General features: G+C 62.6%; 18 protein-coding genes. 9 read left to right on the top strand and 9 right to left on the bottom strand.

Features of this window, described 5'->3' with window-relative positions:
• Window positions 1-90: 90 nt before the first annotated feature.
• Window positions 91-474 carry a PaaI family thioesterase gene (locus AC3WLP_RS13255; RefSeq protein WP_003255824.1) on the bottom strand — a complete coding sequence of 128 codons (384 nt, stop codon included), beginning with the start codon at window positions 472-474 and terminating at the stop codon, window positions 91-93.
• Entirely contained in the window at window positions 474-2,798 is a 2,325-nt protein-coding gene (locus tag AC3WLP_RS13250) for a Tex family protein (protein WP_088513472.1), read from the bottom strand. The genes AC3WLP_RS13255 and AC3WLP_RS13250 overlap by 1 nt, the downstream gene beginning before the upstream one ends.
• 217 nt (window positions 2,799-3,015) lie before the next feature.
• On the opposite strand from AC3WLP_RS13250, the gene ompR reads away from it, so the two are divergent.
• Both ompR and AC3WLP_RS13240 read left to right on the top strand, forming a co-directional pair.
• Window positions 3,016-3,756, top strand: a complete 741-nt coding sequence (gene ompR / locus AC3WLP_RS13245; protein WP_003255821.1) for an osmolarity response regulator transcription factor OmpR — start codon at window positions 3,016-3,018, stop codon at window positions 3,754-3,756.
• A 13-nt stretch (window positions 3,757-3,769) separates the two neighbouring features.
• Window positions 3,770-5,083 carry an ATP-binding protein gene (locus AC3WLP_RS13240; RefSeq protein ID WP_003255819.1) on the top strand — a complete coding sequence of 438 codons (1,314 nt, stop codon included), beginning with the start codon at window positions 3,770-3,772 and terminating at the stop codon, window positions 5,081-5,083.
• Between the two features lie 97 nt (window positions 5,084-5,180).
• Here AC3WLP_RS13240 and rimK read toward each other — a convergent pair whose 3' ends face one another.
• Both rimK and rimB read right to left on the bottom strand, forming a co-directional pair.
• A complete protein-coding gene (gene rimK / locus AC3WLP_RS13235) occupies window positions 5,181-6,086 on the bottom strand; it encodes a 30S ribosomal protein S6--L-glutamate ligase (RefSeq protein ID WP_003255817.1) in 906 nt (301 codons plus the stop codon).
• Window positions 6,083-6,565, bottom strand: a complete 483-nt coding sequence (gene rimB, locus AC3WLP_RS13230) for a retropepsin-like aspartic endopeptidase RimB (RefSeq protein ID WP_004576370.1) — start codon at window positions 6,563-6,565, stop codon at window positions 6,083-6,085. The genes rimK and rimB overlap by 4 nt, the downstream gene beginning before the upstream one ends.
• Window positions 6,566-6,674: 109 nt before the next feature.
• Between rimB and AC3WLP_RS13225 the strand changes: the two genes are divergently transcribed.
• Window positions 6,675-7,076 carry an RNA-binding S4 domain-containing protein gene (locus AC3WLP_RS13225; RefSeq protein ID WP_003255812.1) on the top strand — a complete coding sequence of 134 codons (402 nt, stop codon included), beginning with the start codon at window positions 6,675-6,677 and terminating at the stop codon, window positions 7,074-7,076.
• A gap of 27 nt (window positions 7,077-7,103) precedes the next feature.
• On the opposite strand, the gene AC3WLP_RS13220 is transcribed toward AC3WLP_RS13225, so the two are convergent.
• On the bottom strand, window positions 7,104-7,898 hold the full coding sequence (locus AC3WLP_RS13220; protein ID WP_004576368.1) for a phosphatase PAP2 family protein: 795 nt from the start codon (window positions 7,896-7,898) through the stop codon (window positions 7,104-7,106).
• Window positions 7,899-8,018: 120 nt separating this feature from the next.
• On the opposite strand from AC3WLP_RS13220, the gene hslO reads away from it, so the two are divergent.
• From hslO to AC3WLP_RS13205, 3 genes are all read left to right on the top strand, one after another.
• Complete coding sequence (gene hslO / locus AC3WLP_RS13215; protein WP_088513473.1) at window positions 8,019-8,918, top strand: Hsp33 family molecular chaperone HslO; 900 nt, start codon at window positions 8,019-8,021, stop codon at window positions 8,916-8,918.
• Window positions 8,919-9,097: 179 nt separating this feature from the next.
• The gene (locus AC3WLP_RS13210) at window positions 9,098-10,639 is read left to right on the top strand and encodes a phosphoenolpyruvate carboxykinase (protein WP_003255806.1); all 1,542 of its coding nucleotides are present in this window, start codon (window positions 9,098-9,100) and stop codon (window positions 10,637-10,639) included.
• 281 nt (window positions 10,640-10,920) lie between these two features.
• The gene (locus AC3WLP_RS13205; RefSeq protein WP_011953215.1) at window positions 10,921-11,361 is read left to right on the top strand and encodes an acyl-CoA thioesterase; all 441 of its coding nucleotides are present in this window, start codon (window positions 10,921-10,923) and stop codon (window positions 11,359-11,361) included.
• Between the two features lie 56 nt (window positions 11,362-11,417).
• On the opposite strand, the gene AC3WLP_RS13200 is transcribed toward AC3WLP_RS13205, so the two are convergent.
• The 3 genes from AC3WLP_RS13200 to fdhD form a co-directional block, all read right to left on the bottom strand.
• Window positions 11,418-11,900, bottom strand: coding sequence for a YMGG-like glycine zipper-containing protein (locus tag AC3WLP_RS13200; RefSeq protein ID WP_003255803.1), 483 nt, complete (start codon window positions 11,898-11,900; stop codon window positions 11,418-11,420).
• 196 nt (window positions 11,901-12,096) lie between these two features.
• The gene (locus AC3WLP_RS13195) at window positions 12,097-14,442 is read right to left on the bottom strand and encodes an FdhF/YdeP family oxidoreductase (protein ID WP_088513474.1); all 2,346 of its coding nucleotides are present in this window, start codon (window positions 14,440-14,442) and stop codon (window positions 12,097-12,099) included.
• A 5-nt stretch (window positions 14,443-14,447) separates the two neighbouring features.
• A complete protein-coding gene (gene fdhD, locus AC3WLP_RS13190; RefSeq protein WP_088513475.1) occupies window positions 14,448-15,278 on the bottom strand; it encodes a formate dehydrogenase accessory sulfurtransferase FdhD in 831 nt (276 codons plus the stop codon).
• Between the two features lie 175 nt (window positions 15,279-15,453).
• Here fdhD and lysM point away from each other — a divergent pair, with 175 nt between their 5' ends.
• Window positions 15,454-15,894 carry a peptidoglycan-binding protein LysM gene (gene lysM, locus AC3WLP_RS13185; protein WP_010951629.1) on the top strand — a complete coding sequence of 147 codons (441 nt, stop codon included), beginning with the start codon at window positions 15,454-15,456 and terminating at the stop codon, window positions 15,892-15,894.
• Window positions 15,895-16,005: 111 nt separating this feature from the next.
• Here lysM and yrfG read toward each other — a convergent pair whose 3' ends face one another.
• Window positions 16,006-16,668: a GMP/IMP nucleotidase gene (gene yrfG, locus AC3WLP_RS13180; protein WP_003255795.1), complete on the bottom strand. Its 663-nt coding sequence runs from the start codon at window positions 16,666-16,668 to the stop codon at window positions 16,006-16,008.
• A 64-nt stretch (window positions 16,669-16,732) separates the two neighbouring features.
• On the opposite strand from yrfG, the gene nudE reads away from it, so the two are divergent.
• Entirely contained in the window at window positions 16,733-17,299 is a 567-nt protein-coding gene (gene nudE, locus AC3WLP_RS13175) for an ADP compounds hydrolase NudE (RefSeq protein WP_003255794.1), read from the top strand.
• A complete protein-coding gene (gene cysQ / locus AC3WLP_RS13170) occupies window positions 17,296-18,114 on the top strand; it encodes a 3'(2'),5'-bisphosphate nucleotidase CysQ (RefSeq protein ID WP_088513476.1) in 819 nt (272 codons plus the stop codon). Before nudE ends, cysQ begins: the two co-directional genes overlap by 4 nt.
• Window positions 18,115-18,168: the final 54 nt, after the last annotated feature.

Below are 18,168 nucleotides of genomic sequence, written 5' to 3'. Positions count from 1 at the left end.
GGAAGAAAGGAACTGGCGTTGTCGCCTGGTTTACGCGGTTCCAGCAGTGCCAGCGCACTGCTGAAAATACCGCAGATACTGCTTGGTGAGCTAGAGAACCGCGAAGGTTCCTTGCGCTTTGGCCACCAGCTTGTCGCCCTGAACTACGTCGGCGTCGACCACCAGGGTGCGCCGCCCAGCGTGCAGCACGCGGGCGGTGCACAGCACTTCGCCGTCGCTGACGGCACGCATGTAGTTGATCTTGCACTCGATGGTGACGCTTTGCTGGTCAAAGCCATGGCTGGCCGAGCAGGCCAGGCCCATGGCGATATCCACCAGGCTGAAGATCGCCCCGCCGTGCAGCTTCTGGCCACGGTTGCGCAACTGGGGCTCCAGCGCCAGCGCTACCTCGGCAACACCTGTGTCCAGGTGTTGCAGGCGGCAGCCCAGCAGTTGGCTGAAGGCGCTTTCGACGTATTCGCGTGGTACGTCCATTACTTCTTCTTCAATTGCTTGGCGTTGGCGAACAGCGAGGCCATGGCGTTGTTGGCCGGCGCAGCCGTGGCGGTTTCACGCTGGCGCGGTGCCTGCTGCTGGCGGCTGCCACCATTGCCGCGGTTACCACCGCGGTTGCCTTCGACCTTCTCGCCCGGGGTGTCGCTCATGCGCATGGACAGGCCGACGCGTTTGCGCGGGATGTCCACTTCCATGACCTTGACCTTGACCACATCGCCGGCCTTGACCGCTTCACGCGGGTCTTTGACGAACTTCTCCGACAGCGCCGAGATATGCACCAGGCCATCCTGGTGCACGCCGATGTCGACGAAGGCACCGAAGTTGGTAACGTTGGTCACCACGCCTTCGAGGATCATGCCCGGTTCCAGGTCCTTGAGGTCTTCGACGCCGTCCTGGAAGGTGGCGGTCTTGAACTCCGGACGCGGGTCGCGGCCGGGCTTGTCCAGCTCTTGCAGGATGTCGGTGACAGTTGGCAGACCGAAGGTTTCGTCGGTGAACTTTTTCGGGTCCAGGCGCTTGAGGAAGCTGCTGTCACCAATCAGCGAGCGGATGTCGCGGTCGGTATCAGCAGCAATGCGCTGCACCAGCGGATAAGCCTCAGGGTGCACCGCAGAGGCGTCCAGCGGGTTGTCGCCGTTCATCACACGCAGGAAGCCGGCGGCCTGCTCGAAGGTTTTCTCACCCAGGCGGCTGACCTTTTTCAGTGCTGCACGGGTGGCAAACGGACCATTGGCATCGCGGTGGGCGACGATGTTCTGTGCCAGCGTGGCATTGAGGCCGGAGATGCGCGTCAGCAGCGCCACCGAAGCGGTGTTCACGTCCACGCCCACGGCGTTCACACAGTCCTCGACCACCGCGTCCAGGCCACGTGCCAGTTTCAGCTGGGACACGTCGTGCTGGTACTGGCCGACACCGATGGATTTCGGATCGATCTTCACCAGTTCGGCCAGTGGATCCTGCAGGCGGCGGGCGATCGACACGGCGCCGCGGATCGACACGTCCAGGTCCGGGAACTCGCGGGCGGCCAGTTCCGATGCCGAGTACACCGAAGCACCGGCTTCGGAGACCATGATCTTGGTGATTTTCAGGGCTGGATATTTCTTGACCAGCTCGGCCACCAGCTTGTCGCTTTCGCGGCTGGCGGTACCGTTGCCAATGGCGATCAGCTCCACCGAGTGTTTGGCGCACAGTGCGGCCATGATGGAAATGGTGCGGTCCCAGTCGTTCTTCGGCGCGTGCGGGTAGACCGTGGTGTGGTCCAGCAGCTTGCCGGTTGCGTCGACCACGGCGATCTTGCAGCCGGTGCGCAGGCCCGGGTCGAAGCCCAGGGTGGCGCGCGGGCCGGCCGGGGCGGCCAGCAGCAGATCGTGCAGGTTGTGGGCGAACACGTTGATCGCCTCGCCTTCGGCACTGTCGCGCAGCTCGCCGAACAGGTCGGTTTCCAGGTGGGTGTACAGCTTGACCTTCCAGGTCCAGCGCACCACTTCTCCCAGCCACTTGTCGGCGGGTCGGCTGCGGTTTTCGATGCCGACGTGGTTGCCGATCATCAGTTCGCATGGGTGCAGGGTGCCGGGCAGTTCTTCGCCGACCTTCAGCGAGACGCTCAACACGCCTTCGTTGCGCCCGCGGAAGATCGCCAGGGCACGGTGCGATGGCGCCGTGCGCAGCAGCTCGTCATGAGCGAAGTAGTCGCGGAACTTGGCGCCTTCCTCTTCCTTGCCAGCCACGACGCGGGCGCTGAGTACGGCTTCCTGCTTGAGGTAGCTGCGCAGCTTGTCGAGCAGGGCGGCGTCTTCGGCAAAACGCTCCATCAGGATGTATTTGGCGCCTTCCAGCGCGGCCTTCACGTCGGCCACGCCCTTTTCGATATTGACGAAGCGTGCGGCTTCGCTTTCCGGGGCCAGGGTCGGGTCGTTGAACAGGCCATCGGCCAGTTCGCCGAGGCCGGCTTCCAGGGCGATCTGGCCCTTGGTGCGGCGTTTCTGCTTGTAGGGCAGGTACAGGTCTTCGAGGCGGGTCTTGGTGTCGGCCAGCTTGATCTCGCGGGCCAGTTCCGGGGTCAGCTTGCCCTGTTCCTCGATGCTGGAAAGGATGCTGGCGCGACGCTCGTCGAGTTCGCGCAGGTAGCGCAGGCGCTCTTCCAGGTGGCGCAACTGAGTGTCGTCAAGGCTACCGGTCACTTCCTTGCGGTAGCGGGCGATGAAGGGCACGGTCGAGCCTTCGTCCAACAGGCTCACGGCCGCCTCGACCTGCTGCGGGCGTACGCCCAGTTCCTCGGCGATACGGCTGTTGATGCTGTCCATGTAAACCACCTGACATTTGTGAATACGGGGGTCGCCTGTGGGCTTTTTGCCCGGCGGCGCTGGATGAAAGCCGCGCATTATACCCATCGCAAACGGCTTGCGGTGATGGCGCCCGGCCAGCCGGAACTGGCGCCGGGGGAAAAATCTGCTAACAATGCTCACGCAACGTGCAGCAATGGCTACGCCATAATGCGCGGCGATATCAGAGGAGTTATTCATGACCGGCACGCCAAACACCGCTGAAGGTGACAAGATTCTCATCGTCGACGACGATCCGGGGCTTAGCAGCCTGCTGGAACGTTTCTTCACCAGCAAGGGCTACCGTGCCCGTGCGGTGCCCAACACCGAGCAAATGGATCGCCTGCTGCAGCGCGAGGTGTTCAACCTGGTGGTGCTCGACCTGATGCTGCCAGGCGAGGATGGCCTGTCCGCCTGCAAGCGCCTGCGCCAGCAGAACAACCAGATCCCGATCATCATGCTGACCGCCAAGGGCGACGAGCTCAGCCGCATCAAGGGCCTGGAGCTGGGCGCCGACGACTACCTGGGCAAGCCGTTCAACCCGGACGAACTGATGGCCCGGGTCAAGGCGGTGCTGCGTCGTCAGGCGCCGAGCGTGCCGGGTGCGCCGGGCAGCGAGGACGAGTCGGTCACCTTCGGCGACTATGAGCTGTCGCTGGCCACCCGCGAGCTCAAGCGCGGCAACGAAGTGCACATGCTCACCACCGGCGAGTTCGCCGTGCTCAAGGCCCTGGTCATGCACGCCCGGGAGCCGTTGACCCGCGACAAGCTGATGAACCTGGCGCGCGGCCGCGAATGGGATGCGCTGGAGCGCTCCATCGATGTGCAGATCTCACGCCTGCGTCGCATGATCGAGCCGGACCCGTCCAAGCCGCGTTACATCCAGACCGTCTGGGGCGTCGGCTACGTGTTCGTACCGGACGGAAACGCCGGAAAATGATGCCTGAACGTCGATGAAAACACCGCTCTGGTTTCCGCAAAGTTTCTTCGCCCGCACCCTGTGGCTGGTGTTGATCGTCGTTCTGTTCTCCAAGGCGCTGACCCTGGTCTACCTGCTGATGAACGAGGACGTGCTGGTCGACCGTCAGTACAGCCATGGTGTAGCGCTGACCTTGCGCGCCTATTGGGCCGCCGACGAAGAAAACCGCGACAAGATCGCCGAGGCGGCAGGCCTTATCCGGGTGACCGGCTCGGGTGTGCCCGAAGGCGAGCAGCATTGGCCCTACAGTGAAATCTACCAACGGCAGATGCAGGCCGAGCTGGGTGACGACACCGAAGTGCGGCTGCGCATTCATGCACCGCCCGCGTTGTGGGTCAATGCGCCAAGCCTGGGTCCGGGTTGGCTGAAAGTGCCGCTGTACCCGCACCCATTGCGTGGGCAGAAGATCTGGAACGTGCTGGGCTGGTTCCTGGCCATTGGCTTGTTGTCCACAGCATCGGCGTGGATTTTTGTGCGTCAGCTCAACCAGCCGCTCAAACGCTTGGTGTTCGCCGCCCGCCAGCTTGGCCAGGGGCGCAGTGTGCGCCTGCCGATCAGCGATACCCCCAGCGAGATGACCGAGGTGTACAAGGCGTTCAACCAGATGGCCGAGGATGTCGAGCAGGCCGGGCGCGAGCGTGAGTTGATGCTGGCCGGGGTTTCCCACGACTTGCGCACGCCACTGACGCGCCTGCGTCTGTCGCTGTCCTTGCTGAACAGCGACAACGAGCTGAGCGATGACATGGTTCGCGATATCGAGGACATGGACGCGATTCTCGATCAGTTCCTGGCCTTCATCCGCGATGGGCGTGACGAGCCGGTGGAAGAGGTCGACCTTGCTGACTTGGTGCGTGAGGTGGTGGCTCCGTACAACCAGCCGGAAGAGCGTGTGCGCTTGTGCCTGGAGCCGATTCCACCGTTCCCGCTGCGCCGGGTTTCGCTCAAGCGCATGCTCGGCAACCTGATCGGCAACGCCCTGCACCATGCTGGCAAGGGGGTCGAGGTGGCTGCCTATGTATCAGGTGATGAGAGTGCGCCGTATGTGGTGCTCAGTGTGCTGGACCGGGGCACCGGTATTGACGAGTCGGAGCTGGAAACCATTTTCAACCCGTTCATTCGCGGTGACCGGGCGCGGGGCGGCAAGGGCACCGGGTTGGGGCTGGCGATCGTGAAGCGGATTGCTGCGCAACATGGCGGGAACGTGGAGTTGCGTAACCGGTCTGGCGGCGGGATCGAGGCGCGGGTCAGGTTGCCGCTGGGGCTGCTGCTGCCGCGTAATGCTGTGTGAGGCTCACTGGCCTCTTCGCGGTTAAAGCCGCTCCTACAGGGATTGTGCAGTACCTGTGGCAGCGGCTTAGCCGCGAAGAGGCGGGCACAGGCTTGAATCAGCCTTTGCCCTTGGTCCGGGTCTGATTGGGCCCGCCATTCTTCTCCAGGTGCTCGATGATCATCCCGGCGACGTTCTTGCCGGTGGTGACTTCAATGCCCTCCAGCCCTGGCGACGAGTTTACCTCCATCACCAACGGCCCGTGGTTGGAACGCAGGATATCCACACCCGCCACGCTCAACCCCATCACCTTGGCCGCCCGGATGGCGGTGATGCGCTCTTCTGGGGTGATTTTTATCAGGCTGGCGACGCCACCCCGATGCAGGTTGGAGCGGAACTCGCCCGGTTTGGCCTGACGCTTCATCGAGGCAATTACTTTGTCGCCTACCACGAAGCATCGGATATCTGCGCCACCGGCCTCCTTGATGTACTCCTGAACCATGATGTTTTGCTTGAGGCCCATGAACGCTTCGATTACCGACTCGGCCGCCTGGGGGGTTTCGCACAGCACCACGCCAATGCCCTGGGTGCCTTCCAGTACCTTGATCACCAGTGGGGCACCGTTGACCATCTGGATCAAGTCGGGGATGTCATCCGGCGAGTGGGCGAAACCGGTGATCGGCAAGCCGATGCCGCGCCGCGACAACAGCTGCAACGAGCGCAGCTTGTCGCGCGAGCGGGCAATGGCTACCGACTCGTTGAGCGGGTAGACGCCCATCATTTCGAACTGGCGCAGCACCGCGCAGCCATAGAACGTAACCGAAGCACCTATGCGCGGGATCACGGCATCGAAGCCTTCCAGCGGCTTGCCGCGGTAGTGGATCTGCGGCTTGTGGCTGGCAATGTTCATGTAGGCCCGCAGGGTATCGATCACCACCATTTCGTGGCCACGCTGGGTACCGGCTTCGACCAGGCGGCGGGTGGAATACAGACGCGGATTGCGCGACAGCACAGCGATCTTCATGCAGCACCTGTGACAGGGGAAAGGGTGGCCGGGAAGGCCGGTTTGTCTTGTACGTATTTCAGGCCTGGGTTCACTACCAGCTGGCCGTGTATCAGGGCCTTGGAGCCAAGCAACAGGCGGTAGCGCATGTTCTTGCGGCAGGCCAGGGTGAACTCCACCTCCCACACACCATCACCCAGCGCCAGTGACGTGCGGATGACGTAGCGGGTCTGGGCGTGGCCGTTGGAGCTTTTGATGGTCTTCATCGTCACCAACGGTGCCTCGCAGCGGCGGTGGCGCAACTGCACCACCGAGCCCAGGTGCGCAGTGAAGCGAACCCAGGGCTGGCCGTCGCGCTCGAAGGGTTCCACTTCGGTGGCATGCAGGCTCGACGTGCTGGCACCGGTGTCGATCTTGGCGCGCAGCCCGGCCACGCCGAGGTCAGGCAGGGCGACCCACTCGCGCAGGCCGATCACAGTCAAATGGTCAAATGTCTTCACGAAGCGCACCCTGCGAATGAGGTGGAGAACTTTAAGCACGGCGGGGACTTTTTGCATCCGTATGTGAAGGTAGTACAGTTCGATGAAAGACAGAATCCGAGGTAACGGGATGGCACAAAAAGCCGAAGACGACGACAAGGTTCGCCTGGACAAATGGTTGTGGGCGGCGCGCTTCTACAAGACGCGAGCGCTGGCCAAGGCGGCGATCGAGAGTGGCAAGGTGCATTGCCGGGGCGAGCGTTGCAAGCCGGGCAAAGAGCCGCGGGTGGGCGACGAGTTCGTGCTGCGTACCGGCTTCGATGAGCGCACGGTGGTGGTGAAGGCGCTGTCGGTGGTGCGTCGTGGTGCCCCAGAGGCGCAGGCGTTGTACGAGGAAACCGAAGAAAGTGTGCGTCGCCGTGAACAGGCGGCTGAGATGCGTAAGGCCGGGGCCATGGGCGTGACCACCGATGGCCGGCCGACCAAGAAGCAGCGGCGGCAGATTCACCAGCTGCATGGAAGTTACGATTGAATGGGGCTGCTGCGCAGCCCCAGGAATCTAGCGCAACACCGCCATTCGTCCGACCAACGGTAACGTGGACAGCAGCTTGAACAACGGCGCTGTCCAGCGCATCAACGCCTCGCTGCCTTTGGCCGCCAGGGGCGTGTAGTAGCTCCAGCCCAACGCCAGTACGGCCATCAGCAAGCCGCCGATGTAGTCGTCCTGCCCCCAGTGGGCACCGGCCACCAGGCGCGGCAGCATGAACAGCGCTGCGAGCCCCCAGACCACCAGGTATTGCACAAGGCGGCGGCTGAACACGCTCATGAACAGCGCCCAGATCAGCAGCACCGAGGCGTGATCACCCGGGAAACTTTTGCTGGAACGGTCCTTGAGTTCCCAGGCCGCCTCCAGGTTCGGGTAATAGTCACTCAGGTGCACGACGTCGTCGAAGATCATCGATGGGCTCTTGTGTTGCCACCCGGCTGCATCCACCCACTTGGAAAACAGCGCGCGAATCACCACTAAGAGGAGTAGCGTGACCAGAAAGCCGAAAAATGCCTGGCGAACCTGAGCGGCCTTGAACACCCAGTCACCACGAATGAGCACAGCGAGCAGGATCAGGCCGACGACGATGTCGAACGGGCGTAGGCTGCCGATGGTCCAGATGTAGCGCCAGGTGGTGCTATCGGCCAGCGGCGCGTTCAGGCTGCGGAACAGCCACTCGTCGAAAGTCAGGCACAGGATCTGGCCAAAAGGCCATAACCAGAAACACAGTAGAGCGATGGGAAGCAGCGTACAGGCTGCCAATGGCCCCCAGGACCACCTTGCTTGGAACAGTGGTCGATTGTCCATAAAATACCTCTATTGCAAACAGGAATCGGAGCGCCTTGTGAGCGCTCTGTCACGGGTTCTCGCCGATTCTCGACAACCCTTGTAACCATTTTGTCATCATTTTTTAGATAGCCGAAACCTATGAGCGATTTGCCTGATACAGATTTCACCCAACGTTTCATCTTCGACGAGCGCGATGTGCGCGGCGAGTGGGTGTCTCTCGATGACAGCTACGCCGCAGTGTTGGCGCGTCATGAGTACCCCCAGCCGGTCAAGGTGCTGCTCGGTGAGTTGATGGCCGCCACCGCCTTGCTGGTGGGTGCGATGAAGTTCGATGGCTTGCTGATTCTGCAGGCGCGCTCGGCTGGGCCGATTCCGCTGCTGATGGTGGAATGCTCCAGCGAACGCGAGATCCGCGGCATGGCCCGCTACGAAGCGGACCAGATTTCGGCTGATGCCACCCTGTCGCAGCTGATGCCCGACGGCCACCTGACCCTGACCATCGACCCGGTCAAGGGCCAGCGCTACCAGGGGACCGTCGACCTCGATGGCGCCAACCTGTCGGAATGCTTCACCAACTACTTCGTCCAGTCGCAGCAGCTCAATACCCGTTTCTGGCTCGATGCCGCAGGCGGCAAGGCCCGTGGGCTGTTGCTGCAGCAACTGCCGCGTGATCGCCAGCCGGATGATGAAGAGCGCGAAGACAGCTGGCAGCACGTGGTGGCCCTGGCCAAGACGCTCAAGCCTGAAGAGTGGACAGAGGGCAACGAAACCCTGCTGCACCGCCTGTACCACGAAGACGCCGTGCGCCTGTTCGATATCCAGCCACTGCGCTTCAATTGCAGCTGTTCGCGGGAACGCTCCGGCAATGCGCTGGTCAGTCTGGGCGAGCACGACGCCAAGGCGCTGGTGGACGAATGTGGCGGGACGGTAGAGATCGATTGCCAGTTCTGCAACGAGCGCTACTTCTTCGATGCCAGCGATGTGGCGCAACTGTTTGCGGGTGGCGGTACTGACGTGGCCTCAGAAACTCGTCACTGAAACGTTAAATCACAGGATAATCTCCTGTCGAATTGCGCAAAAGCGCAGTTCTGACAGGAGGGGCCTACTTTTTTTGGGCGTTTCTGGCATAATCCGGCCACTTTTTTCGCTGTAGTAGTTTTTTCAAGACAACTACAAAACGTTTGGAGCACTCGGCCTCGGGCCGGATGGGGTATCTCATGACGCAAGCCAACAACACCGTGTACACCGACCTGAGCGTCGATGAGCTGGTAAAAGAAGCGCTGCAACGCGGTGAAGGCGTACTAGCCGATACTGGCGCACTGGTCGTGGAGACTGGTCACCGTACTGGCCGCTCGCCGGCTGACCGTTTCATCGTCGAAGAACCTTCCACCCAGGACGCCATTTCCTGGGGCCCGATCAACCGCAAGTTCCCGGCTGACAAGTTCGATGCCCTGTGGGCTCGCGTCGAGGCGTTCAACAACGCCCAGGATCACTTCGTTTCCTATGTTCACGTAGGGGCCGCAGCCGAGCACTACCTGCCGGTGAAGATGACCACCCAGACTGCCTGGCAGAACCTGTTCGGTCGTTGCCTGTTCATCAACCCGGAGCAGTTCAACCCGGCTGGCCGCGACCAGTGGCAGATCCTCAACGTCGCCAACTTCGTGTGCGAGCCTGAGCGTGACGGCACCAACTCCGACGGTTGCGTGATCATCAACTTCGCCCAGAAGAAAGTGCTGATCGCTGGCATGCGCTACGCCGGCGAAATGAAGAAAGCCATGTTCTCGGTGCAGAACTTCCTGCTGCCGGCTGCCGACGTACTGCCAATGCACTGCGCAGCCAACATCGGCGAAGAAGGCGATGTGACCTTGTTCTTCGGCCTGTCCGGTACTGGCAAGACCACCCTTTCGGCTGACGAAAGCCGTTACCTGATCGGTGACGACGAGCACGGTTGGGGCGAAGGCGTTGTCTTCAACATGGAAGGCGGCTGCTACGCCAAGTGCATCGACTTGTCCGAAAAGAACGAGCCGGTCATCTGGAAAGCCATCAAGCACGGCGCAGTACTGGAAAACGTCGTTCTCGACGCCAACAAGCACGCCGACTACACCGACGTCAGCCTGACTCAGAACAGCCGTGCGGCCTACCCGCTGGAGCACGTTGCCAAGCGTTCGGAAGCGAACCTGGGCGGCGAGCCTAACGCAGTGATCTTCCTCACCTGCGACCTGACAGGTGTTCTGCCTCCGGTTTCGATCCTGAACAACGAGCAGGCGGCCTACCACTTCCTGTCCGGCTACACCGCGCTGGTCGGTTCCACTGAAATGGGCTCGGGCGGCGGCATCAAGTCGACCTTCTCCACCTGCTTCGGCGCACCGTTCTTCCCGCGTCCGGCTGGCGAGTACGCTGAGCTGCTGATCAAGCGTATCAACGGTTTCAACTCCAAGGTCTACCTGGTCAACACCGGCTGGACCGGTGGTGGCTACGGCGTTGGCAAGCGCTTCAGCATCCCCACCACCCGTGCCGTGATCGCTGCCATCCAGAGCGGCGCACTGGTCGGTGCCGAAACCGAGCACCTGGACATCATCAACCTGGACGTGCCGAAGGCCGTTCCGGGCGTTGAAACCGAACTGCTCAACCCGCGCACCAACTGGGCTGACAAAGCGGCCTACGACGAGGCTGCCAAAGGTCTGGCCAAGCTGTTCATCGAAAACTTCAAGAAGTTCGAAGTTTCCGACGCCATCAAAGCCGCTGGCCCGCAGCTGTAAGCCGAGCTCAGCCGCAACGAGAAAGCCGCCCCCAGGGGCGGCTTTTTTGTGGATGCGGGATTACCCGCGAAAAGGCTGGACCTGCTGGCCAATGTCCACCCGCGATTCACCGTCGCAGCCGCCATCGTATTCGCGGGTAAACCCGCTCCTACACACTGACCGGTGGGGGGGGCAGGCCGTTGTAGGAGCGGGCTTGCCCGCGAAGGGGCCCGCATAGGCAGCGAAAGTCTGGTTTTTCTGTTTCACTGTCAGCATCCATTGCGAAGACAAGAGCCAGCCAGATGACCGAAGCCCCTCAGCGCACTGCCTTCTCCCACTTCCACCCGATCCTCACCCGCCCCCAGGACAACGACCTGAACGGCCACATCGCCGGTGCAACGGTGCACGGTTTTTTTGAAACCGCGATCCAGGCGTTTCTCGTCGAGCAGGCTGAACTGGACCTGCGGCACGGTGAACTGGCCGCCTTCGTGGTCAGTTCGGCTGCGGATTTCTACGCGCTACCGGGCTTCCCGGATTTGTTGGAGGTGGGGTTGGGAGTGACGCGTCTGGCGGGCAGCACGGTAGAGTACCGGCTGGCGCTGTATCGCCCGGGCGAACCGGAGGCGTGCGCAGCAGGCACGGTAGTGCAGGTGTTCATCGAACGCGACAGTGGCCGGCCTGTGGCGTTGCCAGAGGCGCTGCAGGTTATCCTGTCCGGCCTCATGCTGGAGCGGCAGGCATAAAAAAGCCCCGCTGGCAGGGGCGGGGCTTTTGTTGCCGGGGGCAGGGCCCTCAGGCGTTAGTCGCGCCAGTGGCGCTTGTGCTTGCGGTGGCCATAGTGGTGACCACGGTCCCAGTGACGACGGTCGTCGTCGTAGCCGCGACGATAGCGGCGGCCATCGCGGTAATCGTCTTCGTCGGCCTCTTTGCCCAGGTAGTTACCCAGCGCACCACCGGCACCACCGCCGGCTGCCGCGCCAATGTAGCTACCCGTGGTGCCGCCCACGGAGCGACCGACCACGTTACCACCTGCAGCGCCCAGCGCGCCGCCGATAGCGGCCTCACCACGCTGGCGTTTGTCTGCGCCCAGGGCGCCACCTGCCGCACCGCCCAGACCGGCACCAATGGCGCCGCCGGTGCTGCCACCGATGGAGTTGCCCACGACAGAGCCCAGTACCCCACCCAATGCGCCGCCAATGCCGGCCTCGGTGGTGCCGCCTGCCATGGCAACGCCGCTGAGCAAGCTGAAAGACAACAACAGAATCGAGGAGTACTTCTTCATCAAGAGAGCCTCATAGGGATGACGAGGCGAATTTGAGGCTAAGAGACGTGGCTGGCAACGGAAATCCGACGAGTAACACGAGTTGTACACAATTCTCTAACTTGCTGTATTTACTATGAAACTTTATCGTTTTTAGGCTGTCTGAGACCTTTATGACAAAGCCCTGAGCCGCCACGGAACAGGGCTTTTTTCATTTTTACAGGATACGCCCGTCCTCGCGCGCACGCTCCAGCTTGATGGCAATGAACTTCGATGTTGGCGTATGGCTACCCACACCAATGCTCTCCAGTGGCACCAGCGGGTTCACCTCCGGGTAATACGCCGCCGCCTGCCCGGCAGGTATGTCGAAGGCCAGCAGGGTAAAGCCTTGCACCCGGCGCACATGTTCATCCCCCCACAGCGAAACGATGTCGACCTTCTGCCCCGGCTGGAAGCCCAGGCGGATGATGTCGGCTTCGTTGGCGAACAGCACCTCGCGTTGGCCGCGCACACCGCGGTAGCGGTCGTCCAGGCCGTAGATCGTGGTGTTGTACTGATCGTGCGAGCGCATCGATTGCATGATCAAGTCTGGCAACTGGCCGCTGGCCCGTACGCGTTCGTCAAGCAGCGTGTCGGGCAGCAGGTTGGCCTTGAAGTTGGCGCGGCCGGTGCTGGTCGCCCATTCGCGGCTGGCCGCGCTGTTGCCCAGATAGAAGCCACCCGGATTACGTAGGCGCTGGTTAAAGCCGCTGAAACCGGCAATGGTATCGCCGATCAGATCGCGAATGCGGTCGTAGTCGGCCACCAGCCAGTGCCAGTCCACCGGTTGCTTGCCCAGCGTGGCGGCGGCGATGCCAGCGATCACTGCAGGCTCCGAGCGCATTTGCGTCGACAGCGGCTTCAGCTGGCCGTTGGAGGCGTGGACCATGCTGAACGAGTCCTCCACCGTGACTGCCTGCGGCCCGTCGGCTTGCAGGTCGATGTCGGTGCGGCCCAGGCACGGCAGGATCAGTGCCTGCTTGCCATGGACCAGGTGGCTACGGTTGAGCTTGGTGCTGATGTGCACGGTCAGCTCGCAGTTGCGCAGCGCCTGGGCGGTACGCTCAGTGTCGGGTGTGGCTTGGGCGAAGTTGCCGCCCAAGCCGATGAAAACCTTGGCCCGGCCATCGAGCATCGCGTGTATGGCTTCGACGGTGTTATGGCCATTGCGCCGCGGCACAGGGAAGCCAAAGCGCTTTTCGATGGCATCCAGCAGCGCCTCTGGCGGGCGCTCGTTGATGCCCATGGTGCGGTCACCCTGCACGTTGCTGTGGCCACGTACCGGGCACAGGCCGGCGCCGGGCGCGCCGATGTTGCCACGCAGCATCTGCAGGTTGACGATTTCCTGAATGGTCGGCACCGAGTGGCGGTGTTGGGTGATCCCCATCGCCCAGCACATGATCACCCGCTTGCCACGGCAGTACATGCGCGCGGCCAGTTCGATGTCGGCCAAGGTCAGGCCGGACTGTGCCTGGATGTGCGACCACGGCGTGGCGTCCACCACGGCCAGGTACTCATCGACGCCATGGCCATGTTCGGCGATGAAGGCGTGGTCGAACACGGCCGGTTCGCCGTTGGCCTGGGCTTCGCGTTCCCATTGCAGGGCGAACTTGGCCATGCCACGCAGCATCGCCATGTCGCCACCCAGGGCCGGGCGGAAGAAGGCGGTGTTGGTCGGACGGTCACTGTTGGTCAGCATTTCCAGTGGGTTCTGGGGGTGCTGGAAGCGCTCCAGACCACGCTCCTTGAGCGGGTTGATACACACCACCTGGGCGCCACGTTTTACCGCATCGCGCAGTGGGTCGAGCATGCGCGGGTGATTGGTGCCGGGGTTCTGGCCCCAGACAAAAATAGAGTCGGCGTGCTCGAAGTCGTCGAAGGTGACTGTACCCTTGCCGACCCCGACGCTTTGCCCCAATGCCACGCCGCTGGCCTCATGGCACATGTTCGAGCAGTCAGGGAAGTTGTTGGTGCCGTAGGCGCGCACGAACAGTTGGTACAGGTACGCCGCTTCGTTGCTGGCACGTCCCGAGGTATAGAATTCGGCCTGGTCAGGGTTGGCCAGCTTGTTCAGTTCGCGGGCGATCAGGGCGAAGGCGGCATCCCAGCTGATCGGCAGGTAACGGTCGCTGGGTGCGTCGTAGACCATCGGTTCGGTCAGACGCCCTTGGTACTCCAGCCAGTAGTCGCTTTGCTGCAGCAGCGAGGTGACGCTGTAACGGGCGAAGAAGGCAGCATCGACACGGCGCTTGGTAGCTTCCCAGTTCACCGCCTTGGCGCCGTTCTCGCAGAACTTGACCATGCCGCTTTCCGGCGAATCCCCCCAGGCGCAGCCGGGGCAGTCGAAACCGCCGTTCTGGTTGGTCTTGAGCAGGGCGCGAATGTTCTTCAGCGCGTTATCGCTGCCGACCCAGGCCTTGGCCACGCTACGCAGTGCGCCCCAACCGCCGGCGGGGCCGTGGTAGGGCTTGTAGCGAGGAGGGGAGGCTGGGGCGTTGTCCGGAAGATGTTGGTACGAGGTCACGACTGTTACGACTCCGCCGCTGGGCTGTAGACCCGCGGTGCGCTGTGCTTGGGCAAATGGATAAGGTTGAGGTTGTGCTTGCGTGCCCATTGCAGGGCAAGGCCGGTGGGCGCTGACAGGCTGACCAGGGTCTGGATGCCGGCACGCAGTACTTTCTGGATCAACTCCAGGCTGCAGCGGCTGGTGACGATGGCCAAGCCACCCTGGCTGTCGATGTGTTGCCGCAGCAGGGCACCAATCAGTTTGTCGAGGGCGTTGTGCCGGCCGATGTCTTCGCGGCCGAGCAGCAGTTCGCCTTTGCGGTCCATGAACAGTGCTGCATGTACGGCGCCGCAATGCTGGCCCAGTGGCTGGAAGGCGTCGATGCGCTCGCGCAGGCCGACCAGCCACTGGGCCGGGGGCAGGGGCGCACCCGGCAACACGGCCAGATCCGGCAGCGCCTGCTCCAGGGCCTCGACCCCACACAGCCCGCAACCACTGGTGCCGGCCAGTTGGCGGCGCTGGTTTTTCAGGTTCCAGAACGCCCGGCTGGAGATTTCCAGGTCGGCGTACATTGCCGAGCCGCTGCCGGAGAGCTTGAGGTCGTAGATTTCTGCGGTGCCTTCGACAATGCCGCTGCCGACGCTGAAACCGACCGCGAAGTCTTCCAGATCGGTAGGGCTGACCAGCATCACCGCCTGGTTGAGGCCGTTATAGACAATGGCCAGGGCCACTTCCTCGGCCAGCGGGGTGCTGTCGCGTTTGGCGTCGCTGAGCTGGACGTAATCGTAGGTGTTGCTGGCGGCGGGCATGGACAAGGGCGATGAGGCCGCGCAGACCGGAGGCTTGCTGTTCATCGGGGCGCTGAATACCGGCGGCTTTCTGATAGCACAAGCCTAGGCGTGCGGGCCGGCGGCGTCTAATCGCTAGGGTCTATGCCTTGATAGACCGCGTCGATTGGTCGCGCAGGGCGGGAGTGGTAAAGCTGGCCTAGACTCCTGTGTCCAAGGTTTCGTCAACAAGGAGAGCGCAATGAGCCTGTTCAGTTTCGTGAAGGAAGCCGGCGAGAAGTTGATCGACCTGCTGACCCCTGGCAACGCCAATGCCGAAGAGCAGCTTAAGAAACACGTGGAAGCTGTTGGCCTGGGCAACCCCAACATCACCGCCACTGTAGAAGGAGACAAGATCATCCTCAAGGGTGAAGTGGCCAGCCAGGAAGAGAAGGAGAAGATCATCCTGGCGGCGGGCAACATCAGCGGCGTGGCCAGTGTCGAGGACCAGATCACCGTGACCGGGCCGGTAGTCCAGGCGGCAAGGTTCGTCACAGTGAAATCGGGCGACACACTTTCAGCCATTGCCATGGTCGTGTATGGCAATGCCAACCAGTACAACAAGATTTTCGAGGCCAACAAGCCGATGCTCAAGCACCCGGACAAGATCTATCCGGGGCAGGTGCTGCGTATTCCTGACTGATCGCTGAAGTCTGTGCCGGCCTCTTCGCGGGCATGCCCGCTCCCACAGGTTGAGCGCCCTCTCACGGCTGGCGCAGTATCTGTAGGAGCGGGTTCACCCGCGAAGAGGGCCTCATAGGCCTACCAGTAACTCCCGGTAATCCTCGACCGCCGCAAACTCTTCAGTATCCCGCGGCCCTGCTTTGCTATCTGGCTGGCGCACCGCCAGCAAGTGCCCCACACCAAACCGCCGTGCACTGCGCAGAATCGCCAGCGTGTCATCAATGAACAGGCTGCGTTCTGGTTCGAAGCCGATATCCGCCTGCAGGGCATCCCAGAACTGCGGGCTTTCCTTCGGGTAGCCATAGTCGTGCGAGCTGATCAGCCGCTCGAAGTACGGTGCAAGCTCCACCCGTTCCAGCTTCAGCGACAGCGAGTCACGGTGGGCATTGGTGATCATCACGACACGCTTGCCGGCCTGGCGAATCGCCGCCAGGAAGGTATCGGCATCCGGGCGCAGGGCAATCAGGTCGGCAATTTCCCGCTTCAGCTCGCGAATGGGCAGGCGTAGCTCGCGGCTCCAGAAGTCCAGGCAGTACCAGTTCAATGTGCCGGCATTGCGTTCGAACAGCGGTTGCAGCTCCATTTCCGCCATGGCCCGGCTAACACCGTGCAGCTCGGCATAGCGCTGGGGCAGGTGGTCCAGCCAGAAGCGGTTGTCGTAATGCAGGTCGAGCAGGGTGCCATCCATGTCCAGCAGGACGGTATCGATGGCAGACCAGGGAAGAACAGGCATGGGAAACTCTCGATCAGTCGGCAAGCCACGGTATAGTAACCCGTTCACGCCAAGGAGCCGCCCCATGCGCCAGAAACCCACCGTACTCAGCCGCGAAATTGTCGCCAGTAGCCGCCTGTTCCGCGTCGAAGCCGTACAGCTGCGCTTCAGCAATGGCGCCGAGCGCACCTATGAGCGCCTGGTGGGCCGGGGTAACGGCTACGGCGCGGTGATGATCGTGGCCATGCTCGATGCCGAGCACGCCGTGCTGGTGGAGGAATACTGCGGTGGCACCGATGAATACGAGCTGTCGCTGCCCAAGGGCCTGATCGAGCCGGGCGAAGACGTGCTGGCGGCAGCCGACCGGGAGCTCAAGGAAGAAGCCGGTTTTGGCGCACGCCAGCTGGAGCACCTGACGGAACTGTCGTTGTCGCCGGGCTACATGAGCCAGAAGATTCAGGTGGTGCTGGCCAGCGACCTGTACGAAGAGCGCCTGGAAGGCGACGAGCCCGAGCCGATGCGGGTCGACAAGGTCAACCTGCGTGAGTTGTCGGCCTTGGCCATGCATCCGCAGTTCACCGAGGGCCGCGCCCTGGCGGCGTTGTACCTGGCCCGTGACCTGCTGATTCAGCGGGGGCTGCTGGAGCTATGAACGACCTGCAACTGATGCACGAAGTGGTCAAGCTGGCGCTGACGGCAGGCGAGGCGATCCTGCCATTCTGGCGCGCCGATGTCGCGGTAACCAACAAGGCCGACGATTCGCCGGTTACCGCCGCCGACCTGGCCGCGCACCGGGTAATTGCCGATGGTCTGCTGGCGCTGGCGCCGCAGATTCCGGTGCTGTCCGAAGAGGACTGCAATATTGCGCTGGCCGAGCGTCAGGGTTGGAGCCGCTGGTGGCTAGTCGACCCGTTGGATGGCACAAAGGAATTCATTGCCGGCAGTGAAGAGTTCACGGTCAACATCGCCCTGATCGAGAACGGCGAGGTGGTGTTTGGCGTGGTGTCGATGCCCACCAATGGGCGCTGCTATTTTGGTGGGCGCGGCATGGGGGCCTGGCGTGCAGATGCCGGTGAGGCAGCCCAGCTGATCCAAGTACGCAACGCACCCGCGCAGGGCGAGCGTTTTACCGTGGTGGCCAGCCGTCGGCATTCCAGCCCGGAGCAGGAAGCGCTATTGGCCGGCCTTGGGGCTGCGGTGGGCGAGCTGGAGCTGGCCAATATTGGCAGCTCGTTGAAGTTCTGCCTGTTGGCCGAGGGCAGCGCCGATTGTTATCCGCGCCTGGCGCCGACTTCGCAGTGGGATACTGCTGCGGCGCAGGGTGTGGTGGAGGGGGCCGGTGGCGAAGTGATCGGGCTGGATGGCTTGCCGTTCCGGTATCCGCCGCGCGAGTCGCTGCTCAATCCGCATTTCCTGGCATTGCCTGCCAATGCTGCATGGCGCCAGGCCTTCCTGAACCTCATCTAACTGCCTGGCACGATCCTGTGGGAGCGGGCTTGTGTCGCGAAAGGGGCCCAAAAC

Source organism: Pseudomonas sp. FW305-E2 (assembly GCF_058782925.1).
Note: the sequence above shows the minus strand (reverse complement) of the source record. Positions and strands in the feature narration are given on the sequence as shown.

Bases quoted from the DNA above. Each gene is read 5' to 3' on its own strand.
- AC3WLP_RS13255 (WP_003255824.1), bottom strand. From the start codon at position 474: ATGGACGTACCACGCGAATACGTCGAAAGCGCCTTCAGCCAACTGCTG.
- AC3WLP_RS13250 (WP_088513472.1), bottom strand. From the start codon at position 2,798: ATGGACAGCATCAACAGCCGTATCGCCGAGGAACTGGGCGTACGCCCG.
- ompR (WP_003255821.1), top strand. From the start codon at position 3,016: ATGACCGGCACGCCAAACACCGCTGAAGGTGACAAGATTCTCATCGTC.
- AC3WLP_RS13240 (WP_003255819.1), top strand. From the start codon at position 3,770: ATGAAAACACCGCTCTGGTTTCCGCAAAGTTTCTTCGCCCGCACCCTG.
- rimK (WP_003255817.1), bottom strand. From the start codon at position 6,086: ATGAAGATCGCTGTGCTGTCGCGCAATCCGCGTCTGTATTCCACCCGC.
- AC3WLP_RS13225 (WP_003255812.1), top strand. From the start codon at position 6,675: ATGGCACAAAAAGCCGAAGACGACGACAAGGTTCGCCTGGACAAATGG.
- AC3WLP_RS13220 (WP_004576368.1), bottom strand. From the start codon at position 7,898: ATGGACAATCGACCACTGTTCCAAGCAAGGTGGTCCTGGGGGCCATTG.
- hslO (WP_088513473.1), top strand. From the start codon at position 8,019: ATGAGCGATTTGCCTGATACAGATTTCACCCAACGTTTCATCTTCGAC.
- AC3WLP_RS13210 (WP_003255806.1), top strand. From the start codon at position 9,098: ATGACGCAAGCCAACAACACCGTGTACACCGACCTGAGCGTCGATGAG.
- AC3WLP_RS13205 (WP_011953215.1), top strand. From the start codon at position 10,921: ATGACCGAAGCCCCTCAGCGCACTGCCTTCTCCCACTTCCACCCGATC.
- AC3WLP_RS13200 (WP_003255803.1), bottom strand. From the start codon at position 11,900: ATGAAGAAGTACTCCTCGATTCTGTTGTTGTCTTTCAGCTTGCTCAGC.
- fdhD (WP_088513475.1), bottom strand. From the start codon at position 15,278: ATGAACAGCAAGCCTCCGGTCTGCGCGGCCTCATCGCCCTTGTCCATG.
- lysM (WP_010951629.1), top strand. From the start codon at position 15,454: ATGAGCCTGTTCAGTTTCGTGAAGGAAGCCGGCGAGAAGTTGATCGAC.
- yrfG (WP_003255795.1), bottom strand. From the start codon at position 16,668: ATGCCTGTTCTTCCCTGGTCTGCCATCGATACCGTCCTGCTGGACATG.
- nudE (WP_003255794.1), top strand. From the start codon at position 16,733: ATGCGCCAGAAACCCACCGTACTCAGCCGCGAAATTGTCGCCAGTAGC.
- cysQ (WP_088513476.1), top strand. From the start codon at position 17,296: ATGAACGACCTGCAACTGATGCACGAAGTGGTCAAGCTGGCGCTGACG.